Source organism: Actinomadura sp. GC306 (genome assembly GCF_004348665.1).
Lineage (GTDB): Bacteria > Actinomycetota > Actinomycetes > Streptosporangiales > Streptosporangiaceae > Spirillospora.
The window spans coordinates 1-19,924 of sequence record NZ_SMKM01000107.1 but is presented as its reverse complement, the minus strand read 5'-3'; the positions used below and the strand labels follow the sequence as shown (position 1 = coordinate 19,924).

Below are 19,924 nucleotides of genomic sequence, written 5' to 3'. Positions count from 1 at the left end.
GCCCCCGGGGCTGACCGACCGGCTGGCCGGCCTCGACCGGCTCGTGCACGCGGGCGTCGGCCGGCTCGACCAGCCCGTCCTGGACGACGCCGCCGCGCTGCTCGACCGGGCCGGGCAGCGGCTGCGGCTGTCCGGCGAGCACACCGTCGTCACCCTCGCCGGCGGCACCGGCAGCGGCAAGTCCTCGCTGTTCAACGCGATCTGCGGGCTGGAGCTCTCGCCGACCGGGATGCGCCGCCCGATGACGTCCAAGGCCCACGCGTGCGTCTGGGGCCTGGACGGCGCCGGCCCCCTGCTCGACTGGCTGGACGTCGACAAGCGGCACCGCTACGCCCGCGCCAGCGCCCTCGACCTGGAGCGCGCCGACCACTCCCTGCAGGGCCTCGTCCTCATCGACCTGCCCGACCACGACTCCATCCAGGCGATGCATCGCGCCGAGGTCGACCGCTTCGTCACCATCGCCGACCTGCTCGTCTGGGTCGTCGACCCGCAGAAGTACGCCGACGCCGCCCTGCACCGCAACTACATCGTCCCGTTCGCCCGGCACACCGGCGTGACGCTCATCGTCCTCAACCAGGTCGACCGGCTCACCCCGCACGAGATCGACGACTGCGTCGCCGACCTGCGCCGCCTGCTGGAGGCCGAGGGCCTCGCCGACCCGCGCATCGTGACCACCTCCGCCGTCGCCGAGGACGGCACCTACGGGTTCCGCGACGTCCTCGTGGACACCGTCGCCGCCCGCCGCGCCCGCACCGAGCGGCTCTCCGCCGACGTCGACCGGGTCGCCGAGCGGTTCACCGAGTACCGCTTCACGACCGAGCCGCCGACCACCGTCGACGACGCCCGCCGCGCCGACCTCGTCCAGGCGTTCACCGACGCCGCGGGCACGCCCGCCGTCGCCGAGGCCATGGAGAGCGCCTACGAGCTGCGCGCCGCCGACTTCGTGGGCTGGCCCGTCGCCGCCATCTACGCCCGGCTGCGGTCCGACCCGCTGCGCCGGATGCGGCTGACCGAGCTGCGCGAGGAACTCCGCAACGCCTTCACCGGGCCGATCGGCGCGCAGCAGGGCGACGTGGACAACGCGCTCCAGGCCGTCACCGAGGGGCTCTCCCAGGAGCTTCCGACGCACTGGGGGCGCTCCGTCCGCACGGCCGCCCGCTCGCACGCCTCCGAGATCCCGGAGGCCCTGGGCGAGTCGCTCAAGAACGCGCTGCCCACGTTCAACGCCGTGCCGCGCTGGTGGTGGCTGGTCAAGACGTGGCAGTACTTCCTGGTGCTGGTCGCCGCCCTGAGCGTCGTGTGGATCGGTTTCCTCGTCGCCTACGCGCTGTTCGACCTCGGCGGCGACAACCCCGGCCGCCTCGTCGGGGACGCGGGCCTCATCCCCTACGTCGCCGTCCTGATGGTCTGCACGCTCGGGATGGGCTGGCTCACCGCGTCGGCGTGCCGCAACCTCGTGGCCCTGTCGTCCGCGAAGCACGGCGACAAGATGGAGCACCACATGCGGCTGGGCATCGAGCGCGTCGCCCACGAGAAGGTGATCCGGCCGATCGAGGACGACCTGCAGGTCTACGCCCGCTTCCGCGAGAACGTCGACCTCGCCCTCGGCCGCGGCTAGTTATCCACAGTTTCCCGGCCGCACCCGCGGGCCGCCGCTCCTGCGCCACCGTTGACGCGTACCCCACGTACGCGAGACGGAGGACGCAGTGAACGAGGCCCACATCACCATCACCGGCTGGGTCGCCGCCGAACCCCGCTACACCGTGACTCCCAACGGGACGCCGTTCCTGTCCCTGCGGGTCGGCTGCACGCCACGCCGCTACGACCGGCAGACCGGCCAGTGGCAGGACGTCGAGACGCTCTTCCTGACGGTCAACTGCTGGCGGGGGCTCGCCGACAACGTCAACGCCTCCGAGTTCCCGCGCGGTACCCCGGTCCTGGTGACCGGCCGGCTCCGCATCCGCCAGTACGAACGCGACGGCCAGTGGCGCTTCTCCGCCGAGGTGGAGGCGAGCACCCTCGGCCCCGACCTCCAGCGCGGCACCGCCGACTTCCGCCCCGTCCAACGCGGCGGCCCCCTCAGCGAGGAGGACCGCCAACTGGCCCGCGACGCCGCCGACGAATGGGCCCTGGCCGCCCCCACCGAAGAGGAACCCAAGGCCGCCTAGCCCCAGGCCGGCCCGGGGCGCGCCCGTCCCGACACGCCGAAGGTGGGGAGCCCGGTGGGGGGCGTGGCCGACGGTCGTTCGGCCGCCGGTCGGCGCCCCCGCACCGCGGGGGTCTGCGGCGTCAGATCCAGGAAATGCCGCGCATGGTCGTATCCCCCTCAGGAAGTGCCGGGACCGCGAAGCCGCGGCCCCTGATGCGTGGTGTCCGGACGGTCACCCGCATGTGCGTTCCCGAACGTACCTGTTTCACGCCCCATCCGCACAGGTTGCAACTATCGTGTTACACAAGGTGATGCGCGTTAGGGGGAAGGATGACCGCAGTGCAGTCGTCCGCCGAGGACCGTGGCGGGGAACTGGCCCTCCGGCCGAGGCGCCGGACGCTTCTGGGGCGGCCGTCCCTGCTCGTGATCTATGTACCGGTGGTGGTGGCCGCCCATTGGGGCCTCGCCGTCGCCGGGCTCCTCAACACCCCGTTCCGCGCCGGTGAGCTGGCGACGTTCGCGGCCCTGCTGGCGTGCGGGGCGGTGTGCATCGAGGCGACCCGCCGCCTCGGGATGCCGGCCGGCGTCGCCCGCGACCTGCTGTCGGCGTGGTGGCTGCCGGTCGCGCTGCTGCTGCCCCCGGTGTACGCGCTGCTGATACCGCTGCCGGTGCAGGCGCTCCTCCAGTTCCGGGTGCGCCGCACGCTCGTCTACCGGCGGGCCCTGGTCGCCGCGGCGTACGGGATCGCCGGCGCGTGCGCGTCCCTGGCGTTCCACCAGGTGGTGCGCGACCCGCTGGAAGAGGCGCCGCAGTGGCTCGTCCAGGTGTACCCGGGCATCCTCGCGGCGGTCGGCTGCGCCGCGCTGTTCACGGTGGTGAACACCGCGATCGTCGCGGTCGCGGCGCACGCGGCGAGCCCCGAGAGCCGCTGGCGCGACGTCCTGTGGACCCGGGAGAACGTCCTCCTCGACCTGGTCGAGCTGTGCGTCGGCATCCTCGTGGCGATCACCTGTGCGCTGTCGCTGGGCCTGCTGATCCTGGCGCTGCCCCCGCTGATGCTGCTGCAGCGGAGCCTGATGCACCAGCAGCTCCAGGCCGCCGCCCGCACGGACGCCAAGACGGGCCTGCTGAACGCGGCGGCCTGGCAGATGGAGGCCGACACCGAGCTCTCCCGCGCCCAGCGCACCCACGACGCCGTGGCCCTGCTCCTCATCGACATCGACCACTTCAAGCGGGTCAACGACACCCACGGCCACCTCATGGGCGACCAGGTCCTCGTCGGCGTGGCCAGCACGCTGTGCCACCAGCTCCGCGACTACGACGTGGTGGGCAGGTTCGGCGGCGAGGAGTTCGTGGTCCTGCTCCCCGGCGCCGACACCGTCGAGGCGTGCCGCGTCGCCGAACGCCTCCGCGGCCGCGTCCGCAGGCTCGCGGTACCCGCCGAGGAGGGCACGGTCACGGTGACCGTCTCGATCGGCGTGGCCCTGTTCCGCACCCACGGCCAGGACCTCCTGGAACTCCTGGCCGCCGCCGACCTGGCCCTCTACCGGGCCAAGTCCTCCGGCCGGGACCGCGTCTGCCTCCCCGCCGTGGAAGGCTCGGACCCCACCCCCGCCTGACAGCGGCTCATGGGGCCGGCGGGTGGCGCTGAACACCGGCTCGGACCCTCTAGGCTTGAGGATATGGCCGAGTACATCTACACGATGCAGCGTGTGCGCAAGGCACATGGCGACAAGGTCGTCCTTGACGACGTCACCCTGCATTTCCTTCCGGGTGCGAAGATCGGAGTCCTGGGGCCGAACGGCACCGGCAAGTCGACGCTGCTGCGCATGATGGCCGGTCTGGAACAGCCGTCCAACGGCGAGGCGCGTCTCATGCCGGGCTACACCGTCGGCATGCTCCAGCAGGAGCCTCCGCTGAACGAGGAGAAGACCGTCCTCGGGAACGTCGAGGAGGGCGTCGCCGAGACCAAGGCGATGCTCGACCGGTTCAACGAGATCGCCGAGAAGATGGCGACGGACTACTCCGACGAGCTGATGGAGGAGATGGGCAAGCTCCAGGAGCAGCTCGACCACCGCAACGCGTGGGACCTCGACAGCCAGCTCGAACAGGCGATGGACGCGCTGCGCTGCCCGCCGGGCGACGCGGAGGTGGCGAAGCTGTCCGGTGGTGAGCGCCGGCGCGTCGCGCTGTGCAAGCTCCTCCTCGAAGCCCCCGACCTGCTGCTGCTCGACGAGCCCACCAACCACCTGGACGCGGAGAGCGTGCAGTGGCTGGAGCAGTTCCTCGCCAAGTACGAGGGCACCGTCCTGGCCGTCACGCACGACCGGTACTTCCTCGACAACGTCGCGACCTGGATCCTGGAACTCGACCGGGGCCGCTGCTACCCCTATGAGGGCAACTACTCCGTCTACCTGGAGAAGAAGGCCGAGCGGCTGAAGGTCGAGGGCAACAAGGACGCCAAGCGCAAGAAGCGCCTCCAGGAGGAGCTGGAGTGGGTCCGGTCGAACCCGAAGGCGCGGCAGACGAAGAGCAAGGCCCGTCTGGAGCGGTACGAGGAGATGGCCGCCGAGGCCGACAAGCACCGCAAGCTGGACTTCGAGGAGATCCAGATCCCGCCGGGTCCGCGCCTCGGCAACACGGTCATCGTGGCCGACAAGCTGACGAAGGGGTTCGGCGACCGGGTCCTCATGGAGGACCTGTCGTTCAACCTGCCGCCGAACGGCATCGTCGGTGTCATCGGCCCGAACGGCGTCGGCAAGACCACCCTCTTCCGAATGATCATCGGGGAGGAGCAGCCGGACGCGGGCGACCTGCGGATCGGTGAGACCGTCAAGGTCTCCTACGTCGACCAGGGCCGCGGCGGCATCGACCCGAAGAAGACGGTGTGGGAGGTCGTGTCCGACGGCCTCGACCACATCAAGGTCGGGCAGGTCGAGATGCCGTCGCGCGCGTACGTCGCGGCATTCGGGTTCAAGGGTCCCGACCAGCAGAAGCCCGCGGGCGTCCTGTCCGGCGGCGAGCGCAACCGCCTCAACCTGGCGCTCACGCTGAAGATGGGCGGGAACGTCCTGCTGCTGGACGAGCCGACGAACGACCTCGACACCGAGACGCTGTCCAGCCTGGAGAACGCCCTCCTGGAGTTCCCCGGCTGCGCCGTGATCACCTCGCACGACCGGTGGTTCCTGGACCGCATCGCCACCCACATCCTCGCGTGGGAGGAAGGGTCGAACTGGTTCTGGTTCGAGGGCAACTTCGCCGACTACGAGAAGAACAAGATCGAGCGCCTGGGCGCCGACGCCGCCCGCCCGCACCGGGTGACGCACCGCAAGCTCACCCGCTGACCCCCGCACACCCCGGACGGCCGCGCGAAAGATCGCGCGGCCGTCCGCATGCCCGGACCGTTGACATGCGGCGTGTCGTTGTTATGACGCGTCGGATAACAACAACACCCCGCAAGTCAACGAAGCCAGGTCGGGGGATTGATGCTCGGCCTGCATCGATTGATGCATTTTTCGTGTTGGACAGGTATTGATCGGGTCTCCTATCGTCCGGGGTGCACCTCAGCCGGACCCGAGGAGGACGACCGATGGCGCGGCTCACCGGGCGGATGGTGATCGGCTTCGAGCGCGTCGCCGGGACGGGCACGGCGATCCGGGCCGTCGATCCGCGCAGCGGTGAACGTCTCGATCCCGAGTACCGCTACGGCGGTGAGGCCGAGGTCGAGCGGGCCTGTGCGCTGGCCGAGGACGCGTTCGACACCTACCGCGCGACGTCCCCCGAGCGGCGTGCCGCGTTCCTTGAGGCTGTCGCGGCCAAGCTGGACGACCTTACCGAGGCGCTCGTCGAGCGGGCCACGGCGGAGACGGGGCTTCCCGTGCCGCGCGTGACGGGGGAGGTCGCCCGTACCACAGGTCAGCTCCGCCTCTTCGCCGGCGACCTCCGCGCCGGCGGTGACGTGGCCGTCGACCCCGCCGGGGACGCAGGGCCGGAGGTCCGGCAGGGACGGGTGGCGCTCGGGCCGGTCGCGGTGTTCGGGGCGAGCAACTTCCCGCTGGCGTTCTCCGTGGCGGGCGGGGACACGGCGTCGGCGCTGGCGGCCGGCTGCCCGGTGATCGTGAAGGCGCACGACGCCCACCCCGGGACGTGCGAGCTGGCCGGCCGGGCCGTGTCGGACGCCGTCCGGGAGGCGGGGCTCCCCGAGGGCGTGTTCTCGATGCTGTACGGGGACGGCCCGGCGCTGGGCATCGCGCTCGTCACCGACCCGCGCGTCCAGGCGGTCGGGTTCACCGGGTCGCGCGCGGCGGGTCTGGCGATCGCGAAGGCGGCGGCGAACCGGCCCCGGCCGATCCCGGTGTACGCGGAGATGAGCAGCGTCAACCCCGTCTTCCTGCTGCCGGAGGCCCTCGCGGAAGGCGGCGGTGAGCTCGCGGAGGCCTATGTGGGATCGGTGACGCTCGGGGCCGGGCAGTTCTGCACGAATCCCGGGCTGGTCTTCGCGGTCAGAGGCGCGGTGCTGGATGCGTTCCTGGACGCGGCGGCGCAGGCCATCGCCGCCGACCAGGGCGCGCCCATGCTCACGTCCGCGATCGCGCGCGCCTACGCCCAGGGCGTCGAGCGACTCGAACGGCACCCCGGCGTCGAGATCCTCGCACGCGGAAAGGAACCCGACGCGGCGGTCGGGGGCGCGGCCGCGCTGGCCGCGGTGGACGCCGAGCACTTCGGCCCCGAGCTGCAAGAAGAGATCTTCGGCGCGTGCTCCCTCGTCGTCCGGTGCGCGAATCTCGACCAGGTCCGGGAGCTGGCCCGCGGCCTCGAAGGGCAGCTCACCGCGACGATCCACGCGGCCCCGGGCGACCGGGAGGCGGCTGACCGGCTGCTGCCCGTCCTGGAGCGCCTGGCCGGGCGGATCGTCTGGGACGGCTGGCCCACCGGCGTGCGGGTCGGGCACGCGATGGTGCACGGCGGGCCGTTCCCGGCGACGTCCGATTCCCGGACGACATCCGTCGGGAGCCTGGCCATCGAGCGGTTCCAGCGGCCGGTCGCCTACCAGGGCGCGCGGCGATGAGCACGCCGGTCGTCACCGAGATGCGCGTCGTGCCCGTCGCGGGCGACAGCATGCTGCTCAATCTGGGCGGCGCGCACGGGCCGTTCTTCACTCGGAACCTGGTGCTGCTGCGCGACTCGTCCGGCGCCACCGGTGCCGGGGAGGTCCCGGGCGGCGAGGGGATCCGGCGGACGCTGCAGGACGCGCGGGACCTGGTCGTCGGCAGGCCCATCGGGCGGTCGGACGAGATCCTGAACGCCGTCCGCACCGCGTTCGGCCACCTTGACGCGGGCGGCCGCGGCCCGGTCACCCACGACACGAGGATCACCGTCCACGCGCTGACCGCGATCGAGTCGGCGCACCGGCTGTACGCCGAGCACGGCCTCGGCGACCGGGACGACGCCGCCGCGATGGAGTACCTCGTGCCCGGCTGGACGTTCGACCCGAAGCGGCCCTGCCTCGTGCGCGGCTGAGCGTCCCGGCGCCCCGTGCCGATCGGGCCGGAGACCGCGGCGGGTAACATCGGGCGGACCCCGGCTTCCCCGTACCCCAGGCGAGGACATGCAGCAGACCGACGTGCCCGCGGCCGAGTACCGGCACATCTACGAGTTCAAGATCCGGTTCGGCGACATCGACTCCCAGGGCCACGTCAACAACGTGAAGTTCCTCGGCTACCTGGAGGACGCGCGCCTGGAGATGTTCCACGGCGACCCGGTGCGCAAGGGGGAGGAGCCCGTCCGCGGCATGGTGGTCTCCCGCCACGAGATCGACTACCGGACGCCGCTGCTGCCGACCGTGTACCCGATCCGGGTGGAGACCTGGGTGACCGAGGCCCGCGCGGCGTCCTGCAAGCTGGCCTACGAGGTGCGGGACGACGACAACGTCTACGCCGAGGCGACCTCGACCCTCGTGGCGTTCGACGTGAAGTCGAACCGGCTGCGGCGCTTCACCCCCGAGGAGCGGGAGTTCATCGGACGGTACGTGGCGCCCACGCCGTGACCGCGCCCGCCTGAATGACGCCGGCGCGCGACGAACGCCGTTTCGAATGCCCGCCCCCTGGAATGGCGGCATTTCCGCAACCGCGCCGCGCGCCTTCCGAGATGTCACGGATGGGTAACAAGCGTAACAGGGATCCGTTTTCGACCCCTATTTAATCTAGTGTCGCGACGCGATTGTGGAGAACCCACGCGAAAGGGGCACAATGCGGCGCGTCTCACAAGGAGCGATGGCACTGCTGCTCGCCGCGGCGATGACCGGGGCGGGCGCCACCGCGGCGCAGGCGGTCACCGTCCAGGCGGGCAAGACGACCACGGGTACCGCCCAGGCGGGCGACGTCCTCGACCGCCTCAAGGCGATCCCCGGGATGCAGGTGACGGAGAAGACCTCGACGTTGCCGGGCTACCGCTGGTTCTGGCTGGAGTACCGGCAGCCGGTCGACCACCGCAACCCCCGGGGGCAGTGGTTCGAGCAGCGCATCATGCTGCAGCACAAGTCCGCCGACCTGCCGATGGTGCTGTACACCAGCGGCTACCACACGCCCGAGGTGATGTTCACGTCCGAGCCGACCGCGCTCGTCGACGGCAACCAGATCTCGGTCGAGTACCGCTACTTCAGCCCGTCCCGGCCCGTCCCGACGGACTGGCGGAAGGACACGATCTGGCAGGCCGCCACCGACGAGCACCGGCTCATCCGCGCGCTCAAGACCATCTACGGCGGCAAGTGGATCTCGACGGGCGGCAGCAAGGGCGGCATGACCGCCGTCTACCACAAGCGCTTCTACCCGCGCGACGTCGACGGCAGCGTCGTCTACGTGGCGCCGAACGACTACCGCAACCACGACGACCGCGCCTACGACGAGTTCTTCGAGACGGTCGGCACCGACCCGGAGTGCCGCGCCCACCTGCAGGGGCTCGCGCGGGAGTTCCTCAAGCGCCGGCCCGCCATGCTCCAGCGCTTCACCGCCGCCGCGGAGGAGAACGGCTGGACGTTCCACATCCTGCGCACTGCGGACCGGGCGTTCGAGAACTCGGTGATGGACTACGAGTGGGCGTTCTGGCAGTACAGCCTGCAGTCCGACTGCGCGGACCTGCCGCCGCTGGACTCCTCCGACGACGTCCTGTACGAGTCGCTCGACACCATCTCCGGCCTGTCGTTCTACACCGACCAGGGGCTTGAGCCCTACATCCCGTACTACTACCAGGCCGGCACGCAGCTCGGCTGGCCGTCGCCGAAGTTCGCGCACATGCGCAGGCTGCTGCGGCACGAGCGCAGCTACCACCCGCGCACGTACGTCCCGCGCGACATCCCGATGCGGTTCGACAACGGCCGCGCCATGCGCGACATCGACGGCTGGGTGCGCCGGAACGCGAGCCAGATGATGTTCGTGTACGGGGAGAACGACCCGTGGGGCGCCAAGCCGTTCCGTCTCGGGCCGGGCGCCCGCGACTCGGCCGTCTACGTCGCTCCCGGCATGAACCACAGCGGCCGCCTCATCACGAGGCTGCCCGCGGCGGAGCAGGCCGAGGCGGTCGCCGACCTCAAGCGGTGGGCGGGCATCGACGCGGACGCGCCGACGCTCAAGTCCGCCCCGGCGGCCGACGACCCCCTCCAACTCCAGCGCCCCCCGCTGTAGCGCGACACCGCGGGGTCGACAAGCCGTTGACTTGCGGCGTGTTGTTGTTATGGCGAGCCGGATAACAACAACACGCCGCAAGTCAACGTGTCCGGGTCAGGTGGGCGGCGGGGCCGCCATCAGGGTGCTCGTGTTGGGCGGGAGTTGGTCGCCGTTGAGCGGGGAGCTGCTCAGGAGCGGGGTCCCGGGTGGGAGGCGGACGGGGGTGTCGCCGCAGTTCAGCGCGCAGATGAGGGGGCCGCGCCTGAAGAAGACCGCGTTGTCGGGGGAGTCGAGCCACTCCACGTCCTCTGGGAGGTCGTGCAGGAGGCGGCGGCGCAAGGCCAGCGCCTCCCGGTAGAACGCCAGCATGGAGGACGGGTCGGACTTCTGGGCCTCCACGGTCATCGAGGCCCAGTCCCGCGGCATCGGCAGCCATGGGCGGACGCCGTCCGCGGAGAATCCGTACGGCTCGGACGCACCGGACCAGGGCAGCGGGACGCGGCAGCCGTCCCGGCCCACCAACTCCCCGTTCGTGCGCTCCCAGATGGGGTCCTGCCGGGCGTCGTCGGGGAGGTCGGTCACCTCGGGCAGGCCGAGTTCCTCTCCCTGGTACAGGTAGGCCGAGCCGGGGAGCGCCAGGAGCATCAGTAGCGCCGCCTTGGCTCTGGTGTACCCGATGCCTGGGACGTTCTCCGGTCGCTCATAGCGGGTGACGTGCCGAACCGAGTCGTGGCTGGACAAGACCCAGGTCGGGGCGGCGCCCGTAGGCGCCACGGCCTTCATCGCGGCCGTCGCCACGTCACGGAACGCCGTGGCCGACCACGACGCGAGTTGCAGGTCGAACTGGAAGACCTGGTGCAGTTCGTCTGGGCGGAGGTAGCGGGCGAGGTCTTCGGGGCCGTCCGTCCACACCTCGCCTATGGCCATGCGGTCGCCGTCGTACTCGTCGAGGATGCGCCGCCATCGCCGGTAAACCTCGTGGACCTCCGGGCGGCTGTAGATGGGGCCGTCCAGGACGCGGCGGTCGTCGGGGCCGAGGTCGCGGAACGACTCGTCCTTGAACAGGCCGGCGGCCACGTCGATGCGGAAGCCGTCCACGCCGCGGTCCAACCAGAACCGCAGGACGTCCTCGAACTCGCGCTGCACCTCGGGGTTGCGCCAGTTGAAGTCGGGCTGCTCGCGCGCGTAGAGGTGCAGGTACCACTCGCCGTCGTCCACCCGCGTCCAGGCGGGGCCGCCGAACGCGGACGGCCAGTCGTTCGGCGGCGCCTCCTCGCCGGGACGTTCCCCTGGCTTCCCCGGCCGGAAGATGTAGCGGGAGCGCTCGGGCGACCCCGGCGGCGCGGCGAGCGCCTCCTGGAACCAGGGATGCCGGTCGGACGAGTGGTTCGGGACGATGTCGACGATCAGCCGCAGCCCGTGCGCGTGCACGTCCGCGACCAGGGCGTCGAAGTCGCGGAGGGTGCCGAAGCGGGGGTCGACGTCGCGGTAGTCGGCCACGTCGTAGCCGCCGTCCGCGAGCGGGGACGTGTAGAAGGGGGTGAGCCACAGCGCGTCCACGCCGAGGTCGCGCAGGTGGCCGAGCCGGGACCGGATCCCCTGGAGGTCGCCTTCACCGTCCCCGTCGGAGTCGGCGAAGCTGCGGACGTACACCTCGTACACGACGGCATGGCGCCACCACGGGATTCGCGTCATACGTGGCGATCTACCCGTTTACGACGGGGCGTTCACCAGACTCTGCGCCGCCATCGTGAAGTAGCCCCACAGCTGCCGCTCCAGCGGCTCGGGCAGCCCCAGCTCGTCCACGGCGACCCGCATGTGCCGCAGCCAGGCGTCCCGCTGGGCCTCGTCGATGACGAACGGCACGTGCCGCATCCGCAGCCGCGGATGGCCCCGCCGCTGGCTGTAGGTGTTCGGGCCGCCCCAGTACTGGATCAGGAACAGCCGCAGCCTCTCCTCGGCGGGGCCGAGGTCCTCCTCGGGGTAGAGGGCGCGGAGGTCGGGGTCTTCCGCTACACCCTGGTAGAAGCGGTGCACCAGCCGGTGGAAGGTCTCCTCGCCGCCGACCGCTTCATAGAACGTCACCTTTTCAGCCATAGCGATCTCCACCCTATGTGAGACGTGCGCACTTGGGCCCCCTCGTGCTCAGGGCGCGGGGGTCGCGACGGTCACACCCGCCTCGTCGAACGCGCGCTTGACCCGCTCGCGCAGTTCGCGGGCGACGTCGCCCTGCTTGCCGGGGGCCGTCTTCAGCACGACGCGGATGACGAGGGCGTCCCCGGCGAACGCCTGCACGCCCCACACCGACGGCTCCTCCAGGATGAGGTCGTTCCAGGGGGAGTCGGCCGCCATCGCGTCGGCGGTCCGCTGCAGGAGGTCCTTGACCCGCTCGGTGTCCTCGTGGATGTCGACGGGGATGTCCAGGACGGCGCGGCCCCAGTTCTGCGACTCGTTCCCGACCCTCTTGATCTCGCCGTTCGGGACGTACCAGACGACGCCGTCCACGTCCCGCATCCGGGTGACGCGCAGCGTGACGGCCTCGACCGTCCCCTTGGCGCTGCCGACGTCGATGTAGTCGCCGACGCCGTACTGGTCCTCCAGCAGCATGAACAGCCCGGCGAGGATGTCCTTGACGATGTTCTGCGCGCCGAAGCCGACCGCGACGCCGATGACGCTCGCGCTGGCCAGGATGGGGGCGAGGTTCAGGCCGAGCGAGCCGAGGATGCTGAACAGGGCGGTGCCCATGATGAGGACGGACGCGAACGAGCGCAGCACCGAGCCGAGCGTCTGGGCGCGCTGGGCCCGCCGCTTGGTGAGCAGGGCCGGGTTGCCCTCGAACACCGTTCGGGACCGTTCCCTGACCCGCTCCGACATCGTGCCCTCGGCCATCCGCAGCGTCACCTTGGTGATCGCCCGGTGCGTGACGGCCTTCACGATCAGCGCGACCACCAGGGTCAGGACGATCAGCAGAAGGGTGGTGAGCGGGCCGTCGAGCCAGGTCGCGTAGAACCGCGTGAAGTCGGTGTTGTGCGAGATGTTCCAGACGAGCCGGCAGGTGGTCGTCGGCGTCTGGTCGCGGCAGGCGGACTCGGCGGAACCGTCCTGTGCCCAGGGCAGGAACGGTTCGACGGCGAGCGACATTCGGCAGACCCTCCCCGGCCGTTCTGTGGTGCCTTGACACCTCGCCGTGGTCCCGCGGCGGGTACGAGCCTGATCGTAGGGGACTGATCCGATCGATTCGTACTACCGCGGACGTAGTGTCACGACGTGGCCGGGGAGGGGCTGATCGGCGAACGTGTCCCGCGAGGTCCGCGGCTGCCGCGCCTTTCCGGCCGCGGGCTCGCGGGACACGCTCGGTCTCAGGGGGCGCCCTGTGCGGGGCGTCCTGGTGGGGGCTTCCGGAACATGGTCAGCCGATCGTGGAGGGCTCGCGCCCGCTCCGCCGCGCCCCCTCGCTCACCTCGCAGTGCAGCGGCTGCAGGACGTGCGCCAGCTTGAGGGCGGCGCCGCCCACGTCGTCGACGCGGTGCATGCGCTCCCCCCAGGACCACCAGAAGTAGTGGTCCGCGGTCTCCGGCACAGGGGCGCAGGTGACGTCCTCCGCGAGGCTCGCGGCCTCGGGGTTCACCACCCGCAGGAAAGCGGGCCCCGACCGGGTCCGCACGACGCGGGCGACGAGCCCCCGCGTGTCGAGCTCCTGCTCCAGCTCTTCGAGGTAGCCGACGCGCCTGTCACTGACCACCTTCACACCCCCTTCGTAGGAGAGAACCGGCTCCGTGAGCCAGGACCGGCGATTGATCGACTCAGCGAATCCGTTCGGTCACTCGCGGCGAGAATTGCAACTCTCACCGTCGCGGGTCAAGTGACCCCGCGTCACCTCGGGAACCGAATTCGCACACCTCAGGGGAAGTCTCCACCCCCTTGGAGGAAGAATCTCTACCCGCGTAGGGCGGGACGCCTCCGAGGCCCCGCTTCTTCCGGTGAATCGCTTGGCCGCCCCAGTGACGGGCGTTACGCTGCGTGCGCGAGAGATTATCTCTCGTGGCCAACTAGTCGACCGGTCGCCGTGGCTGGGACGACCGCCCTCTCCCCCCGAGAGCAGGAGCGGCATCCCGTCGCGACGGGAGGAGGCCGGAACCGATGTCGGACCCCCCTCGGAAAGAAACGGACGTGGCACGCCGCATCCGCGCGCGCGCCCTCGCCCGGGGCCACTGCCCCGTCGAGATCGCGCAGGAGATCCATGAGGCGTGCGGGCCCCTGTTCGGCACCAGCCGGATCAAGGCGCACCGCCTCGCCCACGGCGTCGCGCTGTCCGACATTGTCGCGCAGGTGAAGGCGCTGTACGAGGTCGACGGCAAGCCGGCGCCCCGGCTCGGGGAGACGCTGCTGTCCGCCTACGAGAGCGGCTACAAGCGTCCCGGCCCCGAGTACCTGCACTACCTGTGCTCCGTCTACCGGGTGGAGCCCGACGCGCTCGACTACCAGAGCCCGTGCATCTGCGGCCGCGGCCACGCGACCCGGCCGGGCGGAGCGAGCGTCCCCCAACCCCGGGAGCCCGAGCGGCGCCCGGCGCAAGACCCCGGCGCGCTCGTCGGGGCGATCATTCCCAGGGCCGACGAACGGCCCTGGGCGACCGTGCACGACCTGCGGGGCCCGGACCGCGCCGAAGGCCCCCTGAGCATTGATGTGGGAGAGGAGGACATCGTGCTTCGTAGAACCCTTCTGCAACTGCTGGCCGGAGCGGGCGTGGCGCTCGACGGTCAGTTCCTGGGGGCCGTCGACAACCTGCGCCGCAAGATGGACGACACGCTCGTCGGCGCGACCGTTTCACCGACCATGCTCGACCAGTGGGAGGAGACGACCTACGGCTACGGCCAGCAGTACCAGGCGACCCCTTCGCTCCGGATGCTCTGCGACGTCCTGCTGGACTTCAGCGAGGTGCGCCGCATGTGCGACAAGCGCCAGCCGGTCGAACTCCAGGAGAGGCTGTGCCGCATCGCGGCCCAGCTCTCCGGCCTGTCCGGGCTCATCATGATCAACCTCGGCGACCACCGGCTGGCCCGCTCGTTCTTCCGCACCGCGCGCACCGCCGCCGACGAGACCGGCGACCGGCAGCTGCGCGCCTGGGTGACCGTCCGCGAGTCGCTGGTGCCGATGTACTACGGCGACCCCCGCGAGGCGCTCCACCTGGCCCGCAAGGCGCAGGACCTCGCCGGCCGCACCCCGAGCGTCGCCGCGGCCATGGCGCCCGCCGTGGAGGCGCGCGCCCTCGGCATGCTCGCCATGCGGGGACGCGGGGACGCCGCCCCGAGCGCCCGCCGCGCCCTCGTCCGCGGCCGCTCGGTGTTCGACCAGCTCTCCAAGACCGACACCAGCGACCTCGTCTACGGATTCACCGACCGCCAGATGGCCTTCTACGAGGGCGACACCTTCACCAGCCTCGGCGACCACAAGCACGGCGACGAGGTACTGAGCCACGCCCTCACCCTGTACTCGCCCACCGACCGCGTCGACCTCACCCTCGTGCGCCTCGACCGGGCCATGTGCAAGCTGCACGCCGGGCACCCGGACGCAGCGCTCAACGCCGGCCAGGAGGCGATCCTCGACCTCCCGGCCGACCACCGCTCCGACATCCTCGTGCACCGCGCCCGCCAGATAGGCGCCGCCGTGTCCGCCAAGCACGGCGACATGCCCGCCCTGAAGGACTTCTACGAGGCGCTCGCCGGCCCCTGGGTCAAGAGCCCCACGCAGGGCCGTCCCTCCGTCCCCCCGGCGGAACAGGTCTGAGCGGGCATGGCTGACAGCGCCTCCTGGCAGGAACACCCCGCCCGCACCCTCGTCCGCGTACAGGACGACCCCCCGGTGTGGAGCTTCGGAGAGCTGCGGCTGCGCCGCTACCGCACCGCCGACCACGGCATCGTGCTCGCCCTGCACCGCGCGGGCCTGGCCCAGGTCGGCCTGCGCCCCGGCGACGGCGTCTACTACGACCACGACTTCTTCCGGATGGAGGACATCTATCTCCGCAACGACGGCGAGTTCCTCGTCGGCGAACTCGACGGGCGCATCGTGGCGATGGGCGGCCTGCGGCGCGCCGACCTGGTCCCCGGCGGCCGCGCCCGCGCCTTCGGCGGCTACGCCCCCGGCAACCCCACCCTGGACGCGGTCGAGATGGTCCGCCTACGCGTCCTGCCCGCCGTCCAGCGCCGCGGCTACGGCGCCGCCGTGGTCCGCGCCCTGGAGGAACGTGCCAAAGAACTCGGCTACCGCATCCTCCGTGCCGACACCACCGAACTCCAAGCTCCCGCCCTGGCCCTCTACCGCACCTTCAACTGGACCGAAACCCGCCGCGAAAAAATAGGCGGAATAACAAACATCTACCTAGAAAAACCCCTCCGCTAACCGGCAACCAAAAGCGGCTATCACGTGCGCGAGGACCTCAGCCGACACCGCACCACGCAACGACCAGAACCGTCGCGATCGCGTCCGAAGGCAGGTCCGAGCTTGCGAGAACCCTGTTCGCGCAGCGAGCCGTTAGGCGAGTCGGGGCGGTGCGGTTCTATACCTGCGCGGGGACCTCAGCCGGCGCCGCAACCAGGCAACGACCAAAACCGTCGCGATCGCGTCCGAAGGCAGGTTTCGAGCTTGCGAGAAACCTGATCGCGCAGCGAGCCCCTAGGCGAGTCGAAGCGATGCAGCGATCGCACGCATTTTTTTCCTGGTTAGGGCCCCCAGGGCCCTAACCAGGAGAAAAAATGCAATAAGCACGACCCCCTCCTGGAGGCTTCCCAACCCCAGGAGGGGGCGGCATTCTCGCACGAGTGTCCCCGTGCGTGTTCTGGGGGAGCGTAGCGTCATCGCACGTCGTCGCCTAGAGGCGTGGGTCGGCGGCGCACGCGTCCCACCACCTTGCTCACCCTGTTATTAGATCACTCGTCAATTCGTCGCCGCGAGCCGACCCGGGGAGTTCGAGGCCGGTCTGCGCCGCCATGAAGGCGAGCGTGTCGGCCATCAGGTCGACCGAGCGGCTCACCGAGCGGGCGGCGTGGCCGACCTCGGCCTCGTTGCGGAGCAGGACCGGTGCCTCCGAGGCGGTCGCGTGCTGGAGCGCGGCGCACATCTTGCGGGCGTGCAGCGGGTCGACGCGGGTGTCGCTGCCGAACGTCGTGAACAGCACGGCGGGGTAGGCGGTCCCGGCGTGGACGTGGTGGTACGGGGAGTAGCCGATGAGCCAGCCGAACTCCTCGGGGTCGTCGGCCGTCCCGTACTCGTCGTTCCACGTCTGGCCGAGGCCGAACCGCTCGTACCGCGCCATGTCCAGCAGCGGCGCCGAGCACACCACGGCCCGGTACAGGTCGGGACGCTGGGTGAGCGCGGCGCCGACGAGCAGGCCGCCGTTGGAGCCGCCGGAGATCGCCAGCCGGGACGGGGTGGTCAGGCCGTCCGCGATGAGCTTCTCGGCGGCGGCGTGGAAGTCGTCGAACACGTTCTGCTTGCGGTCGCGCATCCCGGCGCGGTGCCACTCCTCGCCCTCCTCGGACCCGCCGCGCAGGTTCGCGACCGCGTAGACCCCGCCGGCCTCCACCCACGCCAGGATGCTCGCCGAGTACGCCGGCGTGAGGGAGATGTTGAAACCGCCGTACCCGTACAGGATCGCCGGGCGCGGCCCGGACAGGCCGGGGCGGGACGCGACGAGCATCCGCACCTCGGTTCCGTCCCGGGACGTGTAGGTGACCTGGCGCGTCTCGATCTCGGGGACCGAGACCGTGCCCGGCGCCGACGCCCACGGGGTCGTCTCGCCCGTCCGCGCGTCGTAGCGCATGACCGACGACGGCGTCACGTTGTCGGTGTAGCCGAACCACGCCTCGTGGCCGCCCTCGGGACGTTCCACGATCCCGCCGATGGAGCCGAGGCCGGGCGTCGGCACCGAGCCGATCCGCTCCCCGGTCTCCAGGTCGTGGACGGTGATCTCGCTGATCGCGTGCCTCGTCCACCCGGCGAGCAGCACGGGACGGTCCAGCGCGTCCAGGATCGCGAAGTCGGTGAGGACGGCCTCGGGATCCTGCGGGAGGAGGTCCCGCCACGTCTCGTAGGACGGGTCGGACGGGTCGGTCACGCACAGCCGCGACCGCGGCGCGTCCCGGTCGGTGAAGATGTAGGCGCGGCCGTCCCGTCCCACGTGCAGGCCGGTGCCGGCGTCCACGCCCTCCTGCACGACGCGCAGCTCGGGGTTTTCGAGCGGCGACGCGGACAGGTCGGCTATCCACAGGTCGTTGCGGGGTGCGGTGCCCTGCGAGGAGGAGACCGTGAGCCAGCGCCCGTCCCGGCTGACGCCCACCCCGTAGTAGTTGGTCTTGTCCATCCCCGCGCCGAAGATCAGCACGTCGTCGGTGTCGGGTTCGGTGCCGACCCGGTGCAGGTAGACGCGGCGGTGGTACTGCTCCTCGCCCGCCGGCACGTCCCGCGCGGGGAGCCGCCGGACGTAGTAGTACGCCTCGCCGCCGGGCAGCCACGCCACCGACGAGTACCGGGACCGGTCGATCGGCCCCTCCACCCGCTCGCCGGTCGCGACGTCCATGACGTAGAGCAGGGACTCCTCGTCCCCGCCGGTGGACACCTTGTACGCCAGCAGGCGGCCCTCCTTGTCGGGCTGCCAGCCGTCCAGCGTGGTCGTGCCGCCGGGGTCGAGGGCCATCGGGTCGAGGAGGACGCGTTCGGTGCCGTCCGGGTCGACGGTGTGCAGGACCGGGTGCTCCTGGTCGGCGGCGCGGCGCGTGAAGAAGCACCGCTCGCCCCGCCAGATGGGGGCGCCGACGCTGCCCGCGCCGAGCAGCTCCCCGAGCCGCCCGCGCAGCCGCTCCCGGCCCGGCAGGGCGTCGGCGACCTTGTGGAACAGCCTGTCCTGCGCGGCGAGCCACTCCCTGGTCGCCTCGCTGCCGGCGTCCTCCAGCCAGCGGTACGGGTCGGCGACCCGGTGACCGTGGATGTCCTCGATGATGTCCTGGCGCTGTGCGGGCGGGTACGGCGTCATGTCCTGAACTTTATTGGCCGTCCGGACCGCCCGTACCGCCCGGCGCCGTCGAGGCTGAACGCGTGTTCGCGTTCGATCCGGCGATCTCGGGGGGAAATATTGGGGTAGCGGTCGGCCTCCCTGAGACGCCACACTGATTTTGGTCGGTCCGCCTCTGGGGAGGTCCTCATGGCGAGAACGCAGGAGCCGGAGAACATACTCGGGCCTCGGTCGGAGGTGCGCGGAGGCGCGCCCGCCGAGGCGAAACCGCAGCACGGCCCGGCGGAGGACGTCTGATGCGCCAGGTCCTTCTCCTGAACGCGACGTACGAACCACTCACCACGCTCCCGCTCCGGCGGGCGGTCTGCCTCGTGCTCCGGGAGAAGGCGGAGATCGTCCACCACGACTCCTCCGGCGCGGTCCTGCACTCGGCCACGATGGCGATCGAGGTCCCCTCCGTCATCCGGCTCCGCCGCTACGTGCGCATCCCGTTCCGCACCCGCGTCCCCCTGACCCGCGCCGCGCTGATGCGCCGCGACAACTTCCGCTGCGTCTACTGCGGCCGCCGCGCGGAGACCATCGACCACGTCCATCCGCGCAGCCGCGGCGGCCAGCACGTCTGGGAGAACTGCGTCGCGTCCTGCATGACCTGCAACCACCGCAAGGCCGACCGCCTGCTGTCGGAGCTCGGCTGGACGCTCACCGTGACCCCCGCCGTCCCGCGCGGCGCGCACTGGCGCCTCATCGGCCTGGTCAACGACGGCGACCCCCAATGGGCCGCCTACGTGCGGGAACCGGCCGCCTAGCGGTTCGATTCTCGTTGACTTGCGGCATGTTGCCCCTTCGGGCTTGCTCATAAGGGCGACACGCCGCAAGTGAACGCAGCCGGTGGACCTCGGTGGGGGCGCGCTCGCGGGCGCCCGGCGGTGGGGACGGCCTATCCTGGTGCCGTGCCTCGCTATGACTATCGCTGCCGCGCCTGCGGGTCGACCTTCGAGGTCTCCCGCCCGATGATCAACGCGTCCGACCCGGCGCCGTGCCCGGACGGCCACGACGACACGGTCAAGCTGCTCTCGACGGTCGCCGTCACCGGCACGTCCCGCGGC

General features: G+C 71.2%; 17 protein-coding genes. 12 read left to right on the top strand and 5 right to left on the bottom strand.

All coding sequences use genetic code 11. From position 1 onward, the window contains the following. The first annotated feature begins 10 nt into the window (after positions 1–10). From E1200_RS16975 to E1200_RS16940, 8 genes are all read left to right on the top strand, one after another. A complete protein-coding gene (locus E1200_RS16975; RefSeq protein ID WP_243708621.1) occupies positions 11–1,618 on the top strand; it encodes an ABC transporter in 1,608 nt (535 codons plus the stop codon). An 88-nt stretch (positions 1,619–1,706) separates the two neighbouring features. After that, a complete protein-coding gene (locus E1200_RS16970) occupies positions 1,707–2,168 on the top strand; it encodes a single-stranded DNA-binding protein (protein WP_131953000.1) in 462 nt (153 codons plus the stop codon). A 311-nt stretch (positions 2,169–2,479) separates the two neighbouring features. Further along, entirely contained in the window at positions 2,480–3,769 is a 1,290-nt protein-coding gene (locus tag E1200_RS16965) for a GGDEF domain-containing protein (RefSeq protein WP_131952999.1), read from the top strand. A gap of 63 nt (positions 3,770–3,832) precedes the next feature. Then, positions 3,833–5,494: an energy-dependent translational throttle protein EttA gene (gene ettA / locus E1200_RS16960; RefSeq protein WP_131952998.1), complete on the top strand. Its 1,662-nt coding sequence runs from the start codon at positions 3,833–3,835 to the stop codon at positions 5,492–5,494. A gap of 245 nt (positions 5,495–5,739) precedes the next feature. Further along, on the top strand, positions 5,740–7,218 hold the full coding sequence (locus E1200_RS16955; RefSeq protein ID WP_131952997.1) for an aldehyde dehydrogenase (NADP(+)): 1,479 nt from the start codon (positions 5,740–5,742) through the stop codon (positions 7,216–7,218). Continuing rightward, the gene (locus E1200_RS16950) at positions 7,215–7,670 is read left to right on the top strand and encodes a hypothetical protein (protein ID WP_243708620.1); all 456 of its coding nucleotides are present in this window, start codon (positions 7,215–7,217) and stop codon (positions 7,668–7,670) included. The genes E1200_RS16955 and E1200_RS16950 overlap by 4 nt, the downstream gene beginning before the upstream one ends. An 88-nt stretch (positions 7,671–7,758) precedes the next feature. Next, positions 7,759–8,196: a thioesterase family protein gene (locus E1200_RS16945; protein WP_131952996.1), complete on the top strand. Its 438-nt coding sequence runs from the start codon at positions 7,759–7,761 to the stop codon at positions 8,194–8,196. A gap of 226 nt (positions 8,197–8,422) precedes the next feature. Next, entirely contained in the window at positions 8,423–9,829 is a 1,407-nt protein-coding gene (locus E1200_RS16940; RefSeq protein WP_243708619.1) for a S28 family serine protease, read from the top strand. A 96-nt stretch (positions 9,830–9,925) separates the two neighbouring features. Here E1200_RS16940 and E1200_RS16935 read toward each other — a convergent pair whose 3' ends face one another. From E1200_RS16935 to E1200_RS16920, 4 genes are all read right to left on the bottom strand, one after another. Continuing rightward, positions 9,926–11,506, bottom strand: coding sequence for an alpha-amylase family glycosyl hydrolase (locus E1200_RS16935; RefSeq protein WP_131952994.1), 1,581 nt, complete (start codon positions 11,504–11,506; stop codon positions 9,926–9,928). Between the two features lie 18 nt (positions 11,507–11,524). Further along, the gene (locus E1200_RS16930; RefSeq protein ID WP_131952993.1) at positions 11,525–11,908 is read right to left on the bottom strand and encodes a globin; all 384 of its coding nucleotides are present in this window, start codon (positions 11,906–11,908) and stop codon (positions 11,525–11,527) included. 48 nt (positions 11,909–11,956) lie between these two features. Next, positions 11,957–12,952, bottom strand: a complete 996-nt coding sequence (locus E1200_RS16925) for a mechanosensitive ion channel family protein (RefSeq protein WP_131952992.1) — start codon at positions 12,950–12,952, stop codon at positions 11,957–11,959. A 268-nt stretch (positions 12,953–13,220) separates the two neighbouring features. Then, on the bottom strand, positions 13,221–13,553 hold the full coding sequence (locus E1200_RS16920; RefSeq protein WP_131953003.1) for a hypothetical protein: 333 nt from the start codon (positions 13,551–13,553) through the stop codon (positions 13,221–13,223). 428 nt (positions 13,554–13,981) lie between these two features. Here E1200_RS16920 and E1200_RS16915 point away from each other — a divergent pair, with 428 nt between their 5' ends. Then, positions 13,982–15,598 carry an XRE family transcriptional regulator gene (locus tag E1200_RS16915; protein ID WP_243708618.1) on the top strand — a complete coding sequence of 539 codons (1,617 nt, stop codon included), beginning with the start codon at positions 13,982–13,984 and terminating at the stop codon, positions 15,596–15,598. 6 nt (positions 15,599–15,604) lie between these two features. Next, entirely contained in the window at positions 15,605–16,210 is a 606-nt protein-coding gene (locus E1200_RS16910; RefSeq protein ID WP_131952991.1) for a GNAT family N-acetyltransferase, read from the top strand. Between the two features lie 511 nt (positions 16,211–16,721). Here the strand turns inward: E1200_RS16910 and E1200_RS16905 are convergent. Next, the gene (locus E1200_RS16905) at positions 16,722–18,839 is read right to left on the bottom strand and encodes a prolyl oligopeptidase family serine peptidase (protein WP_131952990.1); all 2,118 of its coding nucleotides are present in this window, start codon (positions 18,837–18,839) and stop codon (positions 16,722–16,724) included. A gap of 275 nt (positions 18,840–19,114) precedes the next feature. Between E1200_RS16905 and E1200_RS16900 the strand changes: the two genes are divergently transcribed. Next, positions 19,115–19,624: an HNH endonuclease gene (locus tag E1200_RS16900; protein ID WP_131952989.1), complete on the top strand. Its 510-nt coding sequence runs from the start codon at positions 19,115–19,117 to the stop codon at positions 19,622–19,624. 144 nt (positions 19,625–19,768) lie between these two features. After that, positions 19,769–19,924: zinc ribbon domain-containing protein (locus tag E1200_RS16895; RefSeq protein WP_131952988.1), on the top strand; the 156-nt coding region annotated here is incomplete at its 3' end.